Origin of the sequence: Riemerella anatipestifer (assembly GCF_009932355.1) — a bacterium.
Classification (GTDB): domain Bacteria; phylum Bacteroidota; class Bacteroidia; order Flavobacteriales; family Weeksellaceae; genus Riemerella; species Riemerella anatipestifer_E.
The window spans coordinates 1-19,166 of the sequence record NZ_LEKU01000023.1; the positions used below are offsets into that span (position 1 = coordinate 1).

Annotated in this window: 17 protein-coding genes and 1 pseudogene; 4 read left to right on the plus strand and 14 right to left on the minus strand. The window is 33.8% G+C overall.

Features of this window, described 5'->3' with window-relative positions:
* Positions 1 to 145, plus strand: a pseudogene (locus GXW81_RS10565) (IS256 family transposase); the annotation flags it as partial.
* Positions 146 to 150: 5 nt separating this feature from the next.
* On the opposite strand, the gene GXW81_RS08600 reads toward GXW81_RS10565, so the two are convergent.
* Positions 151 to 540 carry a hypothetical protein gene (locus GXW81_RS08600; protein ID WP_161531988.1) on the minus strand — a complete coding sequence of 130 codons (390 nt, stop codon included), beginning with the start codon at positions 538 to 540 and terminating at the stop codon, positions 151 to 153.
* Positions 541 to 1,466: 926 nt separating this feature from the next.
* Here GXW81_RS08600 and GXW81_RS08610 point away from each other — a divergent pair.
* Complete coding sequence (locus tag GXW81_RS08610; protein WP_161531990.1) at positions 1,467 to 3,605, plus strand: M3 family metallopeptidase; 2,139 nt, start codon at positions 1,467 to 1,469, stop codon at positions 3,603 to 3,605.
* A 192-nt stretch (positions 3,606 to 3,797) separates the two neighbouring features.
* Here the strand turns inward: GXW81_RS08610 and GXW81_RS08615 are convergent, their stop codons facing one another.
* From GXW81_RS08615 to GXW81_RS08675, 13 genes are all read right to left on the minus strand, one after another.
* On the minus strand, positions 3,798 to 4,484 hold the full coding sequence (locus GXW81_RS08615) for a GNAT family N-acetyltransferase (RefSeq protein WP_161531991.1): 687 nt from the start codon (positions 4,482 to 4,484) through the stop codon (positions 3,798 to 3,800).
* Between the two features lie 5 nt (positions 4,485 to 4,489).
* Positions 4,490 to 5,185, minus strand: a complete 696-nt coding sequence (locus GXW81_RS08620) for a hypothetical protein (RefSeq protein WP_161531992.1) — start codon at positions 5,183 to 5,185, stop codon at positions 4,490 to 4,492.
* A gap of 534 nt (positions 5,186 to 5,719) precedes the next feature.
* Positions 5,720 to 7,084 (minus strand): phospholipase D-like domain-containing protein, encoded by a 1,365-nt coding sequence (locus GXW81_RS08625; RefSeq protein ID WP_161531993.1) that lies wholly within the window; start codon positions 7,082 to 7,084, stop codon positions 5,720 to 5,722.
* Between the two features lie 30 nt (positions 7,085 to 7,114).
* A complete protein-coding gene (locus GXW81_RS08630; RefSeq protein ID WP_161531994.1) occupies positions 7,115 to 7,849 on the minus strand; it encodes a tetratricopeptide repeat protein in 735 nt (244 codons plus the stop codon).
* Positions 7,850 to 7,900: 51 nt separating this feature from the next.
* Positions 7,901 to 8,581, minus strand: coding sequence for a metal-dependent hydrolase (locus GXW81_RS08635; protein ID WP_161531995.1), 681 nt, complete (start codon positions 8,579 to 8,581; stop codon positions 7,901 to 7,903).
* 29 nt (positions 8,582 to 8,610) lie between these two features.
* Entirely contained in the window at positions 8,611 to 9,537 is a 927-nt protein-coding gene (gene menA / locus GXW81_RS08640; protein WP_161531996.1) for a 1,4-dihydroxy-2-naphthoate octaprenyltransferase, read from the minus strand.
* 33 nt (positions 9,538 to 9,570) lie between these two features.
* A complete protein-coding gene (locus GXW81_RS08645) occupies positions 9,571 to 10,407 on the minus strand; it encodes a 1,4-dihydroxy-2-naphthoyl-CoA synthase (protein ID WP_013446760.1) in 837 nt (278 codons plus the stop codon).
* Between the two features lie 129 nt (positions 10,408 to 10,536).
* Positions 10,537 to 11,265, minus strand: a complete 729-nt coding sequence (locus tag GXW81_RS08650; RefSeq protein ID WP_038694115.1) for a VIT family protein — start codon at positions 11,263 to 11,265, stop codon at positions 10,537 to 10,539.
* A gap of 198 nt (positions 11,266 to 11,463) precedes the next feature.
* Complete coding sequence (locus GXW81_RS08655) at positions 11,464 to 12,291, minus strand: sulfite exporter TauE/SafE family protein (protein WP_260393583.1); 828 nt, start codon at positions 12,289 to 12,291, stop codon at positions 11,464 to 11,466.
* A 21-nt stretch (positions 12,292 to 12,312) separates the two neighbouring features.
* Complete coding sequence (locus GXW81_RS08660; RefSeq protein WP_161531997.1) at positions 12,313 to 13,449, minus strand: efflux RND transporter periplasmic adaptor subunit; 1,137 nt, start codon at positions 13,447 to 13,449, stop codon at positions 12,313 to 12,315.
* Between the two features lie 5 nt (positions 13,450 to 13,454).
* Entirely contained in the window at positions 13,455 to 14,690 is a 1,236-nt protein-coding gene (locus GXW81_RS08665) for a TolC family protein (RefSeq protein ID WP_161531998.1), read from the minus strand.
* Between the two features lie 35 nt (positions 14,691 to 14,725).
* Positions 14,726 to 17,866, minus strand: a complete 3,141-nt coding sequence (locus GXW81_RS08670) for an efflux RND transporter permease subunit (protein ID WP_161531999.1) — start codon at positions 17,864 to 17,866, stop codon at positions 14,726 to 14,728.
* A 102-nt stretch (positions 17,867 to 17,968) separates the two neighbouring features.
* Entirely contained in the window at positions 17,969 to 18,379 is a 411-nt protein-coding gene (locus tag GXW81_RS08675) for a hypothetical protein (protein WP_260393584.1), read from the minus strand.
* 121 nt (positions 18,380 to 18,500) lie between these two features.
* On the opposite strand from GXW81_RS08675, the gene GXW81_RS08680 reads away from it, so the two are divergent.
* A complete protein-coding gene (locus tag GXW81_RS08680) occupies positions 18,501 to 18,701 on the plus strand; it encodes a hypothetical protein (RefSeq protein ID WP_161532000.1) in 201 nt (66 codons plus the stop codon).
* Between the two features lie 5 nt (positions 18,702 to 18,706).
* Positions 18,707 to 19,087 (plus strand): c-type cytochrome, encoded by a 381-nt coding sequence (locus GXW81_RS08685; protein ID WP_161532001.1) that lies wholly within the window; start codon positions 18,707 to 18,709, stop codon positions 19,085 to 19,087.
* Positions 19,088 to 19,166: the final 79 nt, after the last annotated feature.

A 19,166-nucleotide genomic window follows, 5' to 3' on the forward strand; every position in this document is an offset into this window, starting at 1 on the left:
GTCTTTCCCTACAGATGAGGCGGTTATGAAATCAACTTTCTTGGCTTTAAGAGAAGCTACTAAGAAATGGTCGAAACCTATTCATAATTGGGGCTTGATTTTAAATCAATTTTTAACTATTTTTGAACAAAGGGTTCAACTTTAAAAAAGTTAAACCCTCGGTAATTTTAACTTACACACTTTACGAGATAGTGTCTGTTTCTTTTTTACCAAAAGAAGCCATTCTTCATCTAATGGCAGGTAGCCTTGGTCATAAACAAAAAAGTAGGTTTTGCCGTTTTGAGTATTGATGATAGAGGTGATTAAATCAAAATTAAATCCTTTGTTAGAAAGTTTTATTTTAGGAACTTTAGTTTTTTCCTCTATATTTAGTTCGGATAATATTCTGTAGTTTTTCCTTAGTTGATTATTTGTATTTCGCATAAGGTTGGTATGGTCCTTATTCATACGGTTGTTATAGGAATTTCGGCAACTATCAGAGCAAAATTTTTTATCTTCTCTACCTACTATTGTTTCGTTACATTCTAGACATTGTTTCATAGTGCTGATTGTTTGCAAGGGATAATCTTAATCATAACAAATACTTTTAAGAACTCCAAGTTAAGTAAATTTGTAGAAATAAAAGCGTTTTGCATTATAAATATTACTGAATTTTTCAAATTCTAATGTTAGAGCTAGTTTTCTATTCAATTTTATAAACATAATCATCTTTGAACTTTATGGATTTTATTTCTATGTCCTTTATATTATGCTTTTTCCCTTTAATTTCAATAAAATCCATTGACGACTTCCATCTAAAATTATGAGTTCTGTTAATTCTTACTGTAAAATGTTTTGGAATATCAATAATAATAACCGAATCTTTGACTTCAATTTTTTTTAGAGATTCTAGATTTGTACTTTTGTTAAAGTTTGATGGTTCCATGATTCTATTCTCGTAATCAAAACTAAATTTCTCAAAATTACCCTCTTGGATTTTATTAGAAATGTTATAGAGATATTTTATTCTTATAGTTTGATTCACATTTGTTAAATTCTGAATAAAAAAATCCGTTCTAATTGAACATCCAAGTAATGTAAAAAGTGATATAACGGAAACTATTGTATTAAGGTTTATAAACATTTTCATAATCTTTAACGCATTTCGTTTTCATAAAATTTTAGGTTGAAGATAAACATTTTGCGGATATTAAGTTTAACACAAAAGAAATTTAACCCCGCTTTTTGCAAAACTACTGTTATTAGCAATACTTTTATTTAACTTTTCCTAATTTAAGAATTGTTTTTGTGCTGTTAATATTTTTGCAATCAAGTTTTACAAATCCATACTTTTCGTTGAAATTTAAAGTAAAATAGTATACTATAAATATGTGTTATTTTGATATAAATTAGATTAGTAACACTTTTTATAAATCTTTTCTCATCTATTTTTATTACTTTTACGAGATAAATTTAAATTTTAATCAATGAAAAATATTGCATCAGTATTGCTTTACGGTTCGGCAGGACTATCGGCAGTCGCTTGTACAACTATGGAAAAAACGAAAACATCAGCGGATATTCCTGTGCCTGCAGGTAATCCTTTTTTAGAAAAATCAAAATTACAATATCAAGCTCCAGAATTTGATAAAATTAAAGATGAACATTTTAAACCAGCTTTTGATTATGGTCTAAAAGTACAGGAGCTAGAAGTACAGAAAATCAGTGATAATACAGAAGCTCCAACTTTTGAAAATACCGTATTAGCACTAGAAAATAGTGGGGAAGTACTCAAGAGAGCCCAATCTCTCTTTTATAACTTAACGGGGTCTAATACTAACGATAAGTTACAGGCTCTACAACAGGAGTACGCTCCAATTTTTTCGGCACATTCGGACAAAATTTATCTTAACTCTAAACTTTATGAGCGTATCAAAAAAGTGTACGAAAACAGAGGAGGACTTAATAGCGAAAGCCAAAAGTTAGTGGAATACTACAAACAAAACTTTGATATTGCAGGAGCTGGACTTTCTGACGCTAAAAAAGAAGAGCTTAAAAAAATTAACGGAGAATTAGCCTCTCTTTCAACACAGTTTTCTAATAAGTTATTAGACGCAAGAAAGAATGGAGCGTTAATTATAGACAGTGTTAAAGAACTAGATGGACTTTCATCTGATGAGATAGCTGCCGCTGCACAAGCAGCTAAGGAAGCAGGACACGAAGGGAAGTATCTTTTATCATTATTAAATACCACCCAACAACCGCTATTGCAGAATTTAAAAAACAGAGCAACGAGAGAAAAACTATTCAAGGCTTCTTGGTACAGAGCAGAAAAAGGTAATGCTGATGACACTCGTTCAATTATAGAAAAATTGGCAAGATTAAGACTGAAAAAAGCTCAAGTTTTGGGTAAAAAATCTTTTGCAGAGTGGAAACTTCAAGATCAAATGGCTCAAAAGCCAGAAGAAGCATTGAATCTTTTAGCTCAATTAGCGAAACCAGCAGTAGAAACAGCAAAAAGAGAAGCAGGTGAAATCCAGAAAATTATTGATGAACAAAAAGGTGGGTTTGAACTAGCACCTTGGGATTGGAATTTCTACGCAGAGCAAGTGAGAAAGGCAAAATACGATTTAGATGAAAACGAAATCAAACCTTATTTTGAGGTAACTACCGTTTTGGAGAAAGGGGTTTTCTATGCGGCTGAAAAATTCTACGGAATTACTTTCAAGGAAAGAAAAGATTTACCTGTTTACCACCCAGATGTAGTGGCTTACGAAGTGTTTGATAGAGATGGCAAATCTATGGCTCTTTATTATTTAGATTTCTATACTCGTAATAACAAAGGTGGTGGTGCTTGGATGAGCAATTTTGTAGATCAGTCTAAAACTTTGGGGCAAAAACCTGTTATTGTAAATGTATTTAATTACCAAAAACCAGCTCCAGGTAAGCCTTTGCTAATTAGCTATGATGATGTAACTACCATGTTCCACGAGTTTGGACACACTTTGCACGGTTTGTTTGCAGACCAAGATTATGTGAGCCTTTCAGGGACTAATGTGCCTAGAGATTTTGTAGAGTTTCCTTCTCAAATCAATGAGTTTTTTGCTTTAGAGCCAGAAATACTTAAAAACTATGCACTGCACTATCAGACTAAGCAGCCAATGCCACAGTCTTTAATTGATAAGATTAAAAAGGCATCTGCTTTTAATCAAGGTTATTCTACAACGGAGTTGGTAGCAGCAGCAACGCTGGATATGGCGTGGCATTCCGTAACTAGTGAGGAGCAGTTTAAGCCTGCTTTGGATTTTGAAAAAGAAGCTCTTAATAAATATGGATTATTGGTAGAGCAAGTTCCACCTAGATACCATTCGCCTTACTTTGCACATATTTGGGGAGGTGGTTATTCGGCTGGGTACTATGCTTATATGTGGAGTGATATGCTAAATTCTGATGCTTGGGATTGGATTAAAAATAACGGAGGAATGACTCGTGCTAATGGCGACCGTTTCAGAAAATATATTCTTTCTGTAGGAAATACCAAAGACCTTAATCAGGCTTACAAAGAGTTTACAGGTAGAACTCCTGACCTAAAACCTTTGTTAAAAGATAAAGGGTTTATTAAATAGATAGAATACTACAATCATTATAAAAAGGGTGGTCTTGTTTTCAAGACCACCCTTTTTTATAGGGAACTATTTAAAATTTTGTAAGTTATAAGAGATTAGTATTTTAGTGGTCATCACTTATTAGAGTGTAAGACTAATGATAGAGACTAAAATATTACTATCTGTTTAAAAAATTCCAACCTAGTTTGTTATTTATAAAATCATGGAGATTTTTCCTTCCATTTTATTATATCTCTCTTTTCCTTTTTTAAACAATCTGCAAGTGAAACCCACCGATTCATAAAATGGAATCAATTTATCAAAACTATCTTTGTCAACACTAGCTAAATCACCATATATTTTTTTTATTCCTCTCTTTTTAGCTTCCTTTATTAGAAAATTTAATAATGTTCTCCCGTATCCGTTACCTTCTTTGTTAGAAAGAAAATCATCAATTTTTATACCTTCAGAAGGATCAGTTTGATTTCTCAATTCTATTTTACAATCCCAAAAAGGGTGGTCTCCCATTTCTCCATCTAAATAAATGGTAGTAAAGATATTTTTTTCATTGTAAGTTATAACCACTAATTCATCATTTTTAGTCAATGTGATTTCGTTTCGATGATGGTCGTTTGTCTTTTTTCGCACAATAATCTTTAATCTTTCTATTCGGTTATTCAGATTGCTTTTTTCTTCTATAAGATTTTCTACCTCTCTTCTTAATTGACGGTTTCTATTCTGATAACCATGCAATTCTTCCCTTAAACTATTTAGTTCCTTTCTCAAAAACCATCTCATTATTGGTTTTAGAACTTCCACTTTAAAAAGAATGAAAGGGAATAATAGTAAGTGAAAAATCATTATTACTTTACCGTAAATATATAAAATTGCTTTTTTCATCTTTACTATCGTTTTACTACAAACCCCATAGCTTCCAGATGTTGCTCGTTGCTAAGGATAGCTTTAGCATAGGCAATGAGGTCGGCGTAATGAGGGTAGATGTCATCAAACGCTTGGTCGCGGGTTTCTGTGGCTTTTTGGGCTTCGGCGGTTTCTTTCTTCTGGCTTTCCTTTAGAGCAGCAGCCTCACTTAACAGGGTTTTTACTACCTCCAAATCCGCTTCCTTGAGGTTGATAGTCTTTACCTTTGTCAAGAACTCGGGCGTTTGCAATAGCTGGGTGTAAAAATTGGATACCTGCTGATACCACGCACTGTACGCCGTTTTGCGTGTGCCGCTAAGCTCCAATGCGGCGATGGCTTTCACCTCTTTTTTGAACAACACACGACACAGTGCTAGATGCGTTTTGTATTGCTCGTCGATGGCTTTGCGTTTTTCGTCCAATTTACGGGTTTCCTCGTACTGCTCGGCGTATTCCTTTTTTTGTTTTTGATTCAGGGCTTCCAAGGCGGATACTTGGCTCAAAAGCTCGTCCAACTTGGTTTCCGTATAGCCTAAAGTAGCTAATTGTGAATTGATTTCAGGCAATTTAGCGTTTGAAAAAGCCAATTTCATAAGGGCAATCCATTCTTCAAGGCTTACGCGTTGTCTTTTTTTGCTTTTTTCTTGTTCATTGTTTGATGTAATTAAATTTTTTTCCATAATAATAATTTTTGAGAGTGAAATTTTGGTTAAATACTATTCAAATTTAATTTTTTATTTTGATAAATAAAATTTTATCATTGTCTTTTTTGTAAATAGAGGGCATTATTCCTTTGTTACGATTAAAATACGATTTGTAACAGCCCATTATCCATTTGTTATGGTTAAGATATGATTTGTAATAGCTCTTTATTCCTTTATTACAGTTTATAATCTTGATGCATCGGTAGAAAAGGTAAAAAAACGAATGAAAATCGTTGAAGAAATAAAAAAGGCAGTACTAAAAGTTTTGATTATTTTGCTTCTTTCACCTATTTTAATATATGTTTTTTTTAATGATTATCTCTGCTTTAAGTACTTTAAGAAACGAAACAATGTAAAATAAAAAAAGCGAAGATAAATATAAGTCTTCGCTTTTTGGTCTGGGTATTGCCTAGGGTGGAGCTTCTTAGTACCAAAGTTGATTAGAATTCCTTCAGCTCCACTTTTGGTAATATCTTGTGATAAGCTGTTTTTCTTTCATTCGTCATAATATCAAACTTCAATTTCAAGTTGTAAATCTTCAAGCTCTCTCTGCAATTTCTCTTTTGTTTTTTGGAAATAGTCGTCCCAGTCTTCAATGCTGATTATTGTTTTAAATGTTTCACTTTCCTTTATTGAAATAATTTCTGTTTCAAGAACTTTAATTTGTCTTTTCAATTTAGCAATAGCCACTTTCAACAAATCTTTTTCTTGAACTGTTTCCGATTTTGTTTTGAAAAAACTCCCTTTTTCAAGCTCATTAAGTATTTCGGAAACCTTTTTCAAGTCATTTGTATCATAAGCTTCTTTCAAATCAATAAAAATTCTTTGAGCTGCGTCCTTAAACTCATCCGCTACTTTGTCTGGATGGCATAATACAGTCGCTTTCCTAAATTCCTTTTTCAATTCTAATTTTTGCTCGTCCGTTAGTTCAAAAATTTCTTTTTTCTTTTCGGTATCAATTTGTTCACGATATTGTCTTTCGTCATTCTCGGCTTCTTCAAACTTTGTTTTGTCTGATTTGAATTTTAGTTTACGCAGCTTCAAAATATCAAGAATAATTTCACCTAATTCAATTGTGTGGCGGTGTTGAAATTCAGAAAGTAATTTTTCAAGTTCTATCTTTTCATTGTCGTACCCGTTAAGCTGGTTTTCTAAATTCTTTATTTCAAGTTTTAGTGCTGCAATTTCGGGGTCTGTCCATATTGAAAGTTGATGATTTTTCGAAATGAAATTTTGAATTTTATTGATTGCTGAAGCAAATTCCTCATTCCTTACATCATCTATAATTTCCTGTAAATCGCAGTTAAAATCGTATTCCTTAAGTTTTGAACTTTCCTTGTTTAATTCTTCTATATCCTCAAGAAGTATATAGTTTTTGAGAATTTCTAACCGTTTAATGATTTTGTTTAATGGAAAAACAATTTCTTCATTTACTGTATCTGGATAATATTGTTTGCGAATATTATTAAACTCCGAAATGAACTGCTCTGCTAAAGTGGTGTCATTACTTGTGATGATTACATTCTCAAAATTGCTTTCTGCTTTATAACTCCAATTGTAGGAACCTGTAATAACAGTACTATAATCAATGACACAAAATTTATTATGCATTAAATCTGTGTCACCATTGCCGATTTTATATACTTTTGATTTGCCAGTTAGCAACTGCTCAAAATCAATTGATGAATTTAGGTTAATATTGTCGTTTGAAATAATGAGAGAAACCGTGCAACCGTTTCTTGCTTTATTTACCAATTCATTGAAAATATTTTTGTTGGTAAACCATGCCACTGCTATAAATATAGATTTCTGTGCCTTACCAATTTCTTGTTGAATTCGTTCCGCTATATTTTCAAATACTGCCTCTGTTTGCATTTTTTATTGTTTTTAATTAAAAAATCAATATTAAATACTCTTCGAACCATTTGTATCTATATTGTCTGCTTTTATAATATCTTCTATTAATCCATCTATACCATATCTATCTAACATGAGCTTTGCCTCACCTCTATCTCTATAAAAATTAGAATTACTAGGGTCAATTTCAATGGCTTTTGAATAATCTTCAATAGCTCCTTGATAGTCTTTTAAATATACCTTTACTTCTCCTCTATTACTGTATGCAAAAGCATTATTAGGTTCAATTTCAATGACTTTTGAGTAATCTTCAATAGCTCCTTGATAGTCTTTTAAATATACTTTTACTTTTCCTCTATTACTGTATGCAAAGGCATAATTAGGATCAATTTCAATAGCTTTTGAATAATCTTCAATGGCTTCAGAAGCATTTCCAAGTTTTACTTTACAAATAGCACGCATATCAATTGATAAAACATGTTTGGGTTTAATTTTTAACACATCAGTAAAAATCAATAATGCCTCTCTATAATCATCATCATTGGCTAGATACTTATATTTTTTATTTTTTCTATATACAGGATTGGTTTCTATTAAATATAAGTAATCTATATCAGTACTCAAGTTATGCATACTATTCATTTTACGAAAAGCTTCATTGAATAAATCAGAAATGCTACCATATAAAATCTTATTTAAGATACTAATTGAATTTTTAACTCTAACTAAGCCAGTAGAACCATTAGAAATTAATAAGTTTTCTTTTTTATTGTAGTCTATCATATGATGGTGGTTTTAAAATGGCTTATAACTATTTAGTAAGGTAATTTGGTTTTAGAAATCAAACTCTTGCCCTAAGCTAGGCAAAACGAGTTCTACATTTTTCTCTTTAAAATGGTTTTGTGCTTGGGCATGGTCTATACTAATAGGAGGGAAGGTATCAAAGTGGCAGCCAATAACCTTAGGGGTTTTAATGAGTTCTGAAGCTGCAAAACTTGCTTTTCTAGCACACATAGTATAATGCCCACCTATAGGCAAAATAGCTAAATCTATCGTTCCGTATAGAGGCGTTAGGAGTCCCATATCCGAAATCACACCTGTGTCTCCCGCGAGATAAATATTTTTATCATTAAATCTAAATACATATCCACAAGGTTCGCCGCCGTAGCTTCCGTCAGGGAAAGAGCTGGTATGAGAAGCGGTTACCATTGTGATTTTTAAATCTTCTATCTTGGCAGAACCACCTAAGTTGATATCAATATTATGTTGATGATTAAAGTAAGCACAAATTTCGGGCTGACCAATAATAGTGGCGTTGGGGTAGGTGTCTAGCACTTCTTGAACATCGGCAATATGGTCGCCGTGAGCGTGAGTGATGAGTAGATAGTCTATTTTTTCTTTGGTAATATCAAAACCCGATTTTTCTTTTTGATAATTATAGAAAGGGTCTGAAAGAATATTGATGCCCTTATAAGTAAATAGAAAACAGTTTTGTCCTAGAAATTTTATTTTCATTGTAGTATTGTTTTGAAATTTATTTTGGTTTAAAAATAATTAAGTCCTACTGCTAAAAGTATAGACATTACTAGAGTAATGATGCCTACTTGTTTTAAAAACGGGTCTAGCTCTTTGGGTTCGTTTACTTGCATAATTCTTCGCCTAAGTGCCATCATAGGGAAGAGCAAAATCATCACGATAAAAGCATAGTAATTCCCTCGTTCGTGTAGCTGGTTCAACATTAAAAAAGCAAGTACCAAAATGAGAGGAAGTTGCATCAGTATCATTTGATAAACCATGGCTTTTCTAAATCCTAGTTTTAGTGCTAGGGTATGTTTACCAGAGGTTTTATCACTTTCTATATCTCTCATATTATTTAAGTTGAGTACGCTTACACTCATCATTCCCACGGCAGTAGCAGGAAGAAAAATATCCCAATCCAAAGATTTAGTAAACAGAAAATAGCTACCAACCACAGAGACTAACCCAAAGAATATAAATACCATTATATCGCCTAGCCCCATATATCCGTAAGGTTTTTTGCCCACCGTGTAGCCAATAGCCGCAAGGATACACAATACACCTAGCCCGATAAAGAACCAAAATTCTTTAATATACTCTGGAAAAAATGCAATATATAGCAGGACTACACTTGCTAAAAAAGCAAGAACAGCCGTAATGAGTACCGCCATTTTCATTTGCTGGGCTGATATTTTTCCAGAGGCTACCGCTCTAGCTTCTGCTTGGGTGGAACGATGAGTATCTGTACCTTTTACGCCATCGCCGTAATCATTAGCAAAGTTGGATAAGATTTGGTAGAGTAGGGTTACTAAAAGGGCGAGGATTAAAATCCAAATATCCCAAGTACCTCCCGTTTCTTTAAGTTTCCATTTAGCCACAAAAGCTCCCGTAATAATTCCGCTTAATGATAACGGAAGTGTACGCAGTCTTGCGGCTTGTATCCAATGCTTCATTTTATTTTTATTGAAAAGTGATGTTTTTTTATGTTAAGAAATCCATTGATTTTCACCAAAGTCAGGTTTTCTTTTTTCTAAAAAGGCGTTTCGTCCTTCTTTGGCTTCGTCAGTCATATAGGCAAGTCTTGTTGCTTCTCCAGCAAATACTTGTTGTCCTACCATACCGTCGTCCGTAAGATTCATCGCAAACTTTAGCATACGGATAGATGTAGGCGATTTCGCTAATATCTCTTGAGCCCATTCGTAAGCCGTATCTTCTAACTCTTCGTGAGGTACTACTTTGTTTACCATTCCCATCTCAAAGGCTTCTTGTGCAGAGTAATTTCTGCCTAAAAAGAAAATTTCTCTTGCTTTTTTCTGCCCTACCATTTTAGCTAAGTAGGCAGAGCCATAGCCTCCATCAAAACTAGTAACATCAGCATCTGTTTGTTTGAAAATAGCGTGTTCTTTACTGGCTAAAGTTAAATCACAAACCACATGTAGTGAATGTCCTCCACCAACTGCCCAACCTGGAACTACAGCAATTACTACTTTTGGCATAAATCTAATAAGCCTTTGTACTTCAAGGATATTAAGCCTGTGTCTACCATCTTCGCCTACATAACCTTGATGACCTCTTGCTTTTTGGTCGCCACCGCTACAGAATGCCCAGCCGCCATCTTTAGGGCTAGGACCTTCGCCTGATAATAATACCACTCCAATAGATGGGTCTTCGTAAGCGTCATAAAAGGCATCGTAAAGTTCTGATGTTGTTTTTGGACGAAAGGCATTACGCACTTCGGGTCTGTTAAAAGCAATTCTAGCAACGCCGTTGCATTTTTTGTAAGTAATGTCTTCGTATTCTTTGGCTGTTTTCCAGTTTATCATTTTCTAAAATTTTCGTAAAGATAATTATTTTAATATTAAATTTTTAAATCCCTAAGTAGGAAAATACTCTAACTAAAAATAGACTGCCTAAAAGACAGTCTATTAAATATAATTTTTAATGGAACTTACTTATACATTAACCCCAAATAAATAACCTACTAATGCCGATAATCCCATAGCTAAAGTTCCCCAAAGTGTGATTCTTAATACGGCTCTTACTACATTAGCACCACCTGTTTTTGCAGAAATAGTTCCTAATATAACAAGGAAAATAATGGTAAATCCGTAAAGGAAGTACTCCATATTTTCTACAGGAGTAAATAAAGTTACTAGAAGGGGCAATACACCTCCTACGGTAAATGCAGCTCCTGAAGCTAATGCCGCCTGTGTAGGGTTAGCTTGGCTAATCTCATTGATGCCCAGCTCGTCTCTTATGTGTGCCGCCAAAGCATCAGCTTCTGTTAATTCCTTAGCAACTTGTAAAGCAGTATCTTTTTTCAGACCTCTTTTTTCATAAATCTGAGCTAAAATTTGAAGTTCTAATTCAGGGTTTTCTTCTAATTCCTTAATTTCTCTAGCAATGTCAGCCTTTTCGGTATCCGTTTGAGAACTTACAGAAACATATTCTCCCGCTGCCATAGAAAGAGCTCCCGCTACCAGACCTGCCACTGTGGCAAGAACGATAGGTTCTCTCGTAGTACTTGCAGCTGCAACCCCTATCGCCAAACTGGAAATAGAGATTATACCATCATTAGCACCCAATACGGCTGCTCTTAGCCAGTTACTTCTGTGTATGTAATGGCTGTCTAAATAGTTTTCAATAGTTGTCATATTTTTGTTTGTATTATTCTTGTTCATTTAATTTATATTTTTTTAGTTCATTTCCTTTATAGCAGTAAAATTCGTAGCTTGGTTTTTTGTTAAATTTAAAAACTTTTTCCAAATCTATATAATCGTAAGATTTTGATAATCTTTGATATTCTTTAAATAAGTTAGGAGGAAGTTCATCAGGTGATATAGGGCGTTCTATTTCTAAATCTCCATCTATAGCGTACTCTAGTGTAAAAGCACTTTCTCGCCATTTGAAATGAATTTCACTTTTATTGTCATAATTATTTTTTGAGAGTTTAATGTTATCTTGAGCAATGATTTTTTGAGAGGTAGTAAAACAAAACCAGATAAAACCATAGCTCCATAACCTATTTTCTTAAAAATAAATTCACTTAAATAGGGAAGTACAAATTTAACAGTGTAGGAAGAGATGATAGCCGAAATAGCGATTACCACACCCAACCAAATTGCTGTACTAGAATATAACCCTAATAGAATATAGATGATGATTTTAATAAGATGTAAAAAAATTTCATTTGCTGCTCTAGTTGCTACAATTTCCTCTTTACTTAATCCGTATTTTAGATAAAAACGATTAAATAACAGTCCTATAGCTCCTGTAATACCAGATACAAAACCTGCTAAAAAACCTATAATGCCTAGTATGTATTTAGGGTAAGGTTTTTCGTCTTGTTTTTGCTGTTTTCCTGATTTGAATAGCTGGGGTAGGTTTGCTATAAGAAACAAAGCTACCACCAGTTGTAAATAAACAGGATTGATATACTTTATGAAAAATGCCCCCAAAAAGACAGCAGGAATAGAAAAGGGTACAAACCAAAAAAATATTTTCCAACTAATATGTTTTTTGAATACCACAATCCTAGAAGCAGAGCTGGTAAAAGTTCCTATCGTTAATGAAAAAGGAACTACAGATGAAGGTAATAGCAAATTGAGTATCGGGATAAGTATAAGGCTAGCCCCGCCACCACAAATCGCACTAACCCAAAATGCTAATATAGTTCCTATAAACAGTAATGAAATTTTTAGTAACATTTATTTTCCTACTATTCTTTTTTATTCTTCTACATTTTTAAGTCCCATAAGGAGGTTATAAGCTCCTTTAGTAACAAATTTCTTATTCATAAGTTTGGTTAAATCTCCTGAAATTTCGGTATAACCATTTTCTGAATTTCCTATAGTAACAGGTACCATTCTAAATGTCTTTGGCTTTATTTCTTCAAAGATATACTGCTTTCCTTCCCAAGTAAGCACGACATCATCTGGTACAGATAAACTGTTTTGAGCATTAGCTTCTACATCAGCATTCATGAAAGAACCTGGAACCAAATCTGGCTGTCCACCAACAAAATGGCAATGAACAGGAACGCTTCTATCCGAATCAAAATTTTTACCAATTAAAATAATAGAGGCAGTGTATTTTTTATCTGGGTTTTGATTGGCGTATGCATACACTTTCTGACCTATTTTAAGGTGCGATAAATCCTTCTCAAAAGCTTTTAATATAAGATGAGTATCCTGAGTGTTTACTATTTCAAATAATTTATCCACAGGAGAAACATACTGTCCTATATTTACATTTACCCTTGTGATGTATCCTGATATTGGTGCTCTTAATGCCACACTTCTTTGGATAGATTGAGGTGTGATTTTATCAGGGTTTACTCCTAAAATTCTAAGTCTTTCTGCTAAAGCGTTGATAGAAATATTTTGATTTTTAGCTTCTGTGTGAGCCATTTGCATCGCCTTATCACTACTTGCTTGGCTTTGGTTAAGGTCTTTTTGACGCTGATAGTCTTTCTCCGCATACCCAAAATTAGATTTTGCCAATAAATAATCCTGCTGAAGCTGAACTAAATTAGGGTCTTCTAATATCGCTAAAACGTCACCTTTATTTACAAAATTCCCAGGCATAAACTTCGCAGACTTTACATAACCTCCACTAGGTGAAGATACGCTAGCCATACCTTGTGGCGGAACATCTATATTACCATTAAGGGTAATTTTAGAAGAAATTTCCTGTTCTGATAATAAAGTGGTTTGTATCCCAACGCTTTTCATCTGTGCATCGGTAAGGGTAATTTCGTTCTGATTGGCAGAAACCTCAAATGCAGGTTCTTCCGTAGTGTTTTCTTTTTTAGAGCAAGATAAAACGATGCTCCCTATGCTAAGTATTATTATAATTTTTTTCATGAGATTTAATATTGAGAGTTATCTAATAAGGCATTGATTTCTATAGCTCTATCATTAATTTCCTTTAACTTATCTATATACATATTTTGTATATCTAATGCTTGATTCATTAACAAACTCCACTCTAGGTAGTTAATCTGCCCTTCATATAATTGGCGATTAGCTGTTTTAATGATAGTTTCAGAATTTTCTAGCCCTTTAGATTGGTAGTAGTTAATTTCGTCTTTTAACTTATTGTAAGCGTTACTTAGTTCTACATACTGTCTTTTTAGATTGTTAAGACCTAGTTTCCATTGGTTTTCTGCTATTTCCTGATTGATTTTTTGTCCAGAAATAATAGATTTTTGAGCCGAATTAAAAATAGGGATAGACACCCCAACTACCACCGAGTGGAAGCGAGTAGAGTGGTCATAAAGCAAGTTATCAGCACCCATACCATACATCGTCATAGTATTGTAACCAATATTGAAAGAGGGAAGGAGTTTAGACTTTTCTGTAGCAAGTCTAGCCATTTCCACATTTTTTTGTTGGTTCATAATTTCCAAAACTCTATTGTTTTGTAGTTGGGGTTCTTCTGATAAGTTGGCAACACTCATCATAGATAGAGTTTGAGAATCATTAGTATATACTTGCCCATCATTGATTAAAAAACTTAGCTGTTTTTGAGCTATTTCTCTATCTCTTTTTATGTTGTTTACTTGTATTTCCGCTTGTGCCTTAAAGTTTTCCGCTGTGGTTTTTTCTAAAATATTAGATTCTCCTTTCTGTAACCTTAGATTAGCTCTGCTAAAATACTGTTGATAAATCTGTTCTATCTTTTTCAGTAGAGCTTCTTTTTCATCTAAATAGCACAACTGGTTATAGATTAGACTGATTTCTCTTTTTAACTGCCACTTTTCTAATGAAGAAAGCATTACGCTGGTTTTCCATTCTTCTAGTAGAAGTTGTTTTTGTTTTTGATAAACCCCAGGAAGTCTAAATCCTTGAGAGATAGAAAATCTATTATCCTTATACGATGAGTTGATTTGCCCATATTCTCCTGATACATTCAAAGGGTCTATTGTCAAAAAAGACTTCTTTATTTTTTCTTGATATTTTGATTTTAACTCTGCATTTTTGAGAGTCAAGTTGTGCTCTAAAGCTTTTTGGTAAGCTTCGTCTAAGCTAATCTTAACTTGTGCATTGGCAATACCACCAAAAAACACAGAAGATAACAATACGAATTTTATATTTAGTTTCATTGTTCTCTGTTTATTATAAAGTTAATACAGTTGGGTTAGGCTTTGGCTTTTTTAATTTTTAATCCTTTTTTGCTTTCAAACCAAATGTAAAGTATTGGTAGAAGGTAAAGCGTTAAAAATGTAGCTAATAAAAGCCCTCCAATAACCACTGTTGCTAACGGACGCTGTACTTCAGCACCTTCTCCTGTACTTGTTGCCATAGGTAAGAATCCTAACGAAGCCACGAAAGCAGTCATTAGTACAGGGCGAAGTCTATTTTTACCACCAGCTCTCACGGCATCTTTTAAAGAGGTCTGTAGAGCTTTTTGTCTGTTAAATTCGGCAATGAGTACAATACCATTCAATACGGCTACACCAAATAGAGCGATAAACCCTACACCAGCAGAGATGCTGAAATTCATTCCTCTAAGCCAAAGAGCCAAAATTCCTCCAATAGCAGATAGCGGAATTGCCGTAAAAATGAGCATACCATATTTAATAGAGCGAAACGCAAAATAAAGCATTAAGAAAATCATAAGTAAACTTGCAGGAACGGCTATTGATAGCCTTGCTTTAGCTTGTTGAAGATTTTCAAAAGTACCTCCGTATTTAATGAAGTAGCCTGGTGGCAGTTTTAGTTTTTGTTCTACTTGAGCTTGCAAGTCTGCTACTGTAGTTTGTATGTCTCGGTTTCTAACATTGAAGCCTACAATAATTCTTCGTTGAGCGTTCTCTCTTTGGATTTGGTTAACACTCTCCTTTAATTCTACATCAGCGATGGCGCTTAATGGGATTTCAGTGCCTGTAGGAGTGCTTATCAGTAGATTTCTAACATCATCTATATTCTTTCTTTGCTCTCCACTAAGTCTTACCACGAGGTCAAATCTTTTTTCACCTTCATAAACGGAGCCTGTGGACTGTCCAGCAAATGCGGTATTTACAATGCGGTTGATTTCGCTGATATTCACGCCATACTGTGCTATCTTAGCTCTATTGTATGAAATTACAATCTGTGGAATACCAGAAATAGGCTCTACATAGATATTTTGAGCTCCTCTAATACTTTTAGATATTTCTCCTAGTTTTTCAGAATAAACCTTTAAAGTATCTAAATTTTCACCAAATATTTTACAAACCACATCTTGTCTAGCTCCCGTCATAAGTTCATTAAAACGCATATTAACAGGATATTGGAAAGAGTAGGTTACGCCTAGCATATTCTTTTTAAGTTCGGCAGACATTTTTTCTGATAGCTCTTCATAGGTTTTAGCAGAAGTCCATTCTTCACGAGGCTTTAGAATTACCATCATATCACTCGCATCGATAGGCATTGGGTCGGTAGGGATTTCGCTACTACCTGTTTTACCTACAATTTTCTCTATCTCAGGGAATTTTTTTAGTAAAATTTGAGATGACTTTTGTACAGCATCTGTAGATGTTTTAAGATTACTCCCTGTAAGCACTCTGGTATCTACCGCAAAATCTCCTTCTGGGAGACTTGGGATAAACTCTCCACCCAAACGCGTAAGAATAAATACCGAGAATACAAACAATGCCAAAATGGCAATAACGACTACTTTTGAACGATTGAGGATTTTGGCTAAAGTTTTCTCATAGAAGGCTTCTACTTTCTCCATCATCTTGTCAGAGAAATTCTTTTTGAAGTTTACTTTTTTACTCAATACCAAACTACTCATCATAGGCACATAAGTTAAGGAGAGAATAAACGCACCTAAAAGTGCAAACGCTACCGTCTGTGCCATAGGTTTAAACATTTTACCTTCAATCCCTTGTAGTGTAAGTATTGGTAAATAAACTATTAAGATGATGATTTGTCCGAAAACAGCAGAATTCATCATCTTTCCAGCAGAAGATTCTACTTCATCATTCATTTCTTGTTGAGAAAGTTCAGATTTATCAGATTTCTTTAACTCGTGGAGTTTATGCAATACAGCCTCCACAATAATTACGGCTCCATCTACAATTAAACCAAAATCCAATGCACCTAAACTCATTAAGTTACCACTTACGCCAAAGATATTCATCATTATAATAGCGAATAACATAGAAAGCGGGATAACTGAAGCTACCAAAAATCCTGCACGAAAATTTCCTAAGAATAAAACCAATACAAAAATTACAATCAAAGCTCCTTCCATAAGGTTCTTTTGTACTGTTCCTATGGCGTTGTTTACCATTTTTGTACGGTCTAAGAAAGGCTCTATCTTTACACCTTCTGGTAGTGTTTTTTGAATTTCATCAATGCGTTCTTTTACATTTTTGATGACTTGGTTAGAGTTAGCTCCCTTCATCATCATTACCACCGCACCAGCCACTTCGCCTTTACCATTGTAGGTCATAGCACCATATCTAGTGGCACTTCCATAATCTACCTTGCCTATATTTTTTACTAAGATAGGAGTTCCATCAGGAAGTGTTTTTACTACGGTGTTTTCTATATCCTCAATTTTACCTACCAAACCTTCTGTTCGGATAAATAATACTGTAGGACCTTTTTCTATGTAAGCTCCACCTGTATTTTGGTTGTTACTTTGTAAAGCGTTAAAAACCTCTTGCATTGTAACACCCATCGCCTTTAGTTGAGAAGGGTTAACGGCTATTTCATATTGTTTAAGATAACCACCGAAACTAGCAACATCGGCCACACCTTCTATTCCAAGTAACTGTCTTCTTACCACCCAATCTTGTATGGTACGAAGCTTCATTGCATCATAACGGTGCTCGTAGCCTTTTTTAGGGCGAACCACATATTGGTAAATTTCACCTAATCCAGTAGTAATGGGTGCCATTGTAGGCACACCTAATTCAGCTGGAATATCCTTAGATACCTGTTGTAGTCTTTCTGATACTTGCTGACGAGCCAAGTGTATATCTACATCATCTTTAAAAACAATGGTAATTACAGACAAACCAAAGCGAGAAAAACTTCGGATTTGTTTAATTCCTTGTATGTTATTATTTGCCTGTTCTAATGGGAAAGTGATGAATCTTTCCACATCAGGAGCTCCTAAACTAGGAGATACAGTGATGATTTGAACCTGATTATCAGTAATATCAGGTACAGCATCTATGGGGAGTTTTCTAACCTCAAAAATACCGTAGATAATAAGTGCTAAAGTAAATAGACCAATTATTAGTTTATTTTTGATAGAAAACGCTATGATTTTATTTAACATATTCTATTAAGAGTTATTAATTTATAAATAAAGTAGTTGGTTAAAAGCAATTTAACCAAATGAATCACCTTTAAAGAAAGAATAAAGGGTTTAAGTATAAAACTAAATAAACCTAGGAGGGCGAAATACAGAAACACTACTTCCCATAGTAAAACCTTCGGAGTAGCCAAAATTTTGTGATTTTTCTTTGTGTATTTTTGACGATTTTATTTTAAAATCAAAACTGGTAGGAGGTATGGCTAATAGCATGACCGCAATAGTTTGATTTTGAGATTTAAACGGAAGTTTCATGTCCTCGTTATAATCGTCATCGTGTACATCTCCACTGAGGTAGTGGAGTGTAATAAATTGTCCAAAAGACATTTCTGGATTACTGCTTCTATGTTCTATAAAATGTTCTATCAATACAGGCAATTTCAAAACTTCTCTCACCTCTGAAAAAGAAATGAGATAGCATGTAATAAAACCGTATATAATAAACTTTCTGAACATATCTTGCACAAAGGTAAGCATTAAAACAATAGATTTTCTATTAGGTATAAATTTAGAATGAGTTTAATTTAATGTAGCTGAGATTTAATATTTATCAAAAATTATTACTTTTGTAGAAATAATGTAAATAATATTTAGCCTTATGAAAAAAATATTTGTGATAGCCTTAGTTTTAGGTTTAACTTCAGTAGCGTGTTCTAAAAAAGAAAATGCAAATGCAGAGAGTAATATTATGCTTCCAGAACCTGAGGTTGCTGTAGCTGTTGATACTACTAAGACTACAGTAAGCACACCTGCTGCTGGAACAACAACTCCTGCAACTGATTCTACAGCTACAAAATAAACCGTATGAAGTATACTTATTTTGGAATATTAACTTTGGTTCTATTTTCTTGTACTCAGAAAGAGACCTCTCAAGTAGAGACAGTGGAGGAGAAGCCACAAGTGGTATCAGAAATGACTGTAGAGCCTAACCTAGAGCATCAAGGATATCAGTTAATAAAAGGGTCAGACTGTTTGAGTTGTCATAGTATTGATAAGAAAATGGCGGGTCCTTCTTTTAAAGAAATTGCAGATAGATATACCCAAGAAGATTTAGGAACGCTATCGAAAAATATTATTGAGGGCGGTAGTGGTAATTGGGGCGAAATACCGATGCAACCACATCCTCAACTATCTAAGGAAGAGTCAGATAAAATGGTGGAATTCATCATGAGTCTTAAAAAATAGATAGCATTTTAATACAAATAAGAAGACCTTACTATAAAAGAGGTCTTCTTTTGTTTTTTAATTTAGTTTATAAAAGAAA

Excerpts from the sequence above, each read along its gene's own strand:
- GXW81_RS08600 (WP_161531988.1), bottom strand. The coding sequence starts at position 540 with ATGAAACAATGTCTAGAATGTAACGAAACAATAGTAGGTAGAGAAGAT.
- GXW81_RS08680 (WP_161532000.1), top strand. The coding sequence starts at position 18,501 with ATGAAAAAAATATTTGTGATAGCCTTAGTTTTAGGTTTAACTTCAGTA.
- GXW81_RS08665 (WP_161531998.1), bottom strand. The coding sequence starts at position 14,690 with ATGAAACTAAATATAAAATTCGTATTGTTATCTTCTGTGTTTTTTGGT.
- GXW81_RS08650 (WP_038694115.1), bottom strand. The coding sequence starts at position 11,265 with ATGAACAAGAATAATACAAACAAAAATATGACAACTATTGAAAACTAT.
- GXW81_RS08655 (WP_260393583.1), bottom strand. The coding sequence starts at position 12,291 with ATGTTACTAAAAATTTCATTACTGTTTATAGGAACTATATTAGCATTT.
- GXW81_RS08630 (WP_161531994.1), bottom strand. The coding sequence starts at position 7,849 with ATGATAGACTACAATAAAAAAGAAAACTTATTAATTTCTAATGGTTCT.
- menA (WP_161531996.1), bottom strand. The coding sequence starts at position 9,537 with ATGAAGCATTGGATACAAGCCGCAAGACTGCGTACACTTCCGTTATCA.
- GXW81_RS08670 (WP_161531999.1), bottom strand. The coding sequence starts at position 17,866 with ATGTTAAATAAAATCATAGCGTTTTCTATCAAAAATAAACTAATAATT.
- GXW81_RS08610 (WP_161531990.1), top strand. The coding sequence starts at position 1,467 with ATGAAAAATATTGCATCAGTATTGCTTTACGGTTCGGCAGGACTATCG.
- GXW81_RS08620 (WP_161531992.1), bottom strand. The coding sequence starts at position 5,185 with ATGGAAAAAAATTTAATTACATCAAACAATGAACAAGAAAAAAGCAAA.
- GXW81_RS08625 (WP_161531993.1), bottom strand. The coding sequence starts at position 7,084 with ATGCAAACAGAGGCAGTATTTGAAAATATAGCGGAACGAATTCAACAA.
- GXW81_RS08675 (WP_260393584.1), bottom strand. The coding sequence starts at position 18,379 with ATGCTTACCTTTGTGCAAGATATGTTCAGAAAGTTTATTATATACGGT.
- GXW81_RS08645 (WP_013446760.1), bottom strand. The coding sequence starts at position 10,407 with ATGATAAACTGGAAAACAGCCAAAGAATACGAAGACATTACTTACAAA.
- GXW81_RS08685 (WP_161532001.1), top strand. The coding sequence starts at position 18,707 with ATGAAGTATACTTATTTTGGAATATTAACTTTGGTTCTATTTTCTTGT.
- GXW81_RS08660 (WP_161531997.1), bottom strand. The coding sequence starts at position 13,449 with ATGAAAAAAATTATAATAATACTTAGCATAGGGAGCATCGTTTTATCT.
- GXW81_RS08635 (WP_161531995.1), bottom strand. The coding sequence starts at position 8,581 with ATGAAAATAAAATTTCTAGGACAAAACTGTTTTCTATTTACTTATAAG.
- GXW81_RS08615 (WP_161531991.1), bottom strand. The coding sequence starts at position 4,484 with ATGAAAAAAGCAATTTTATATATTTACGGTAAAGTAATAATGATTTTT.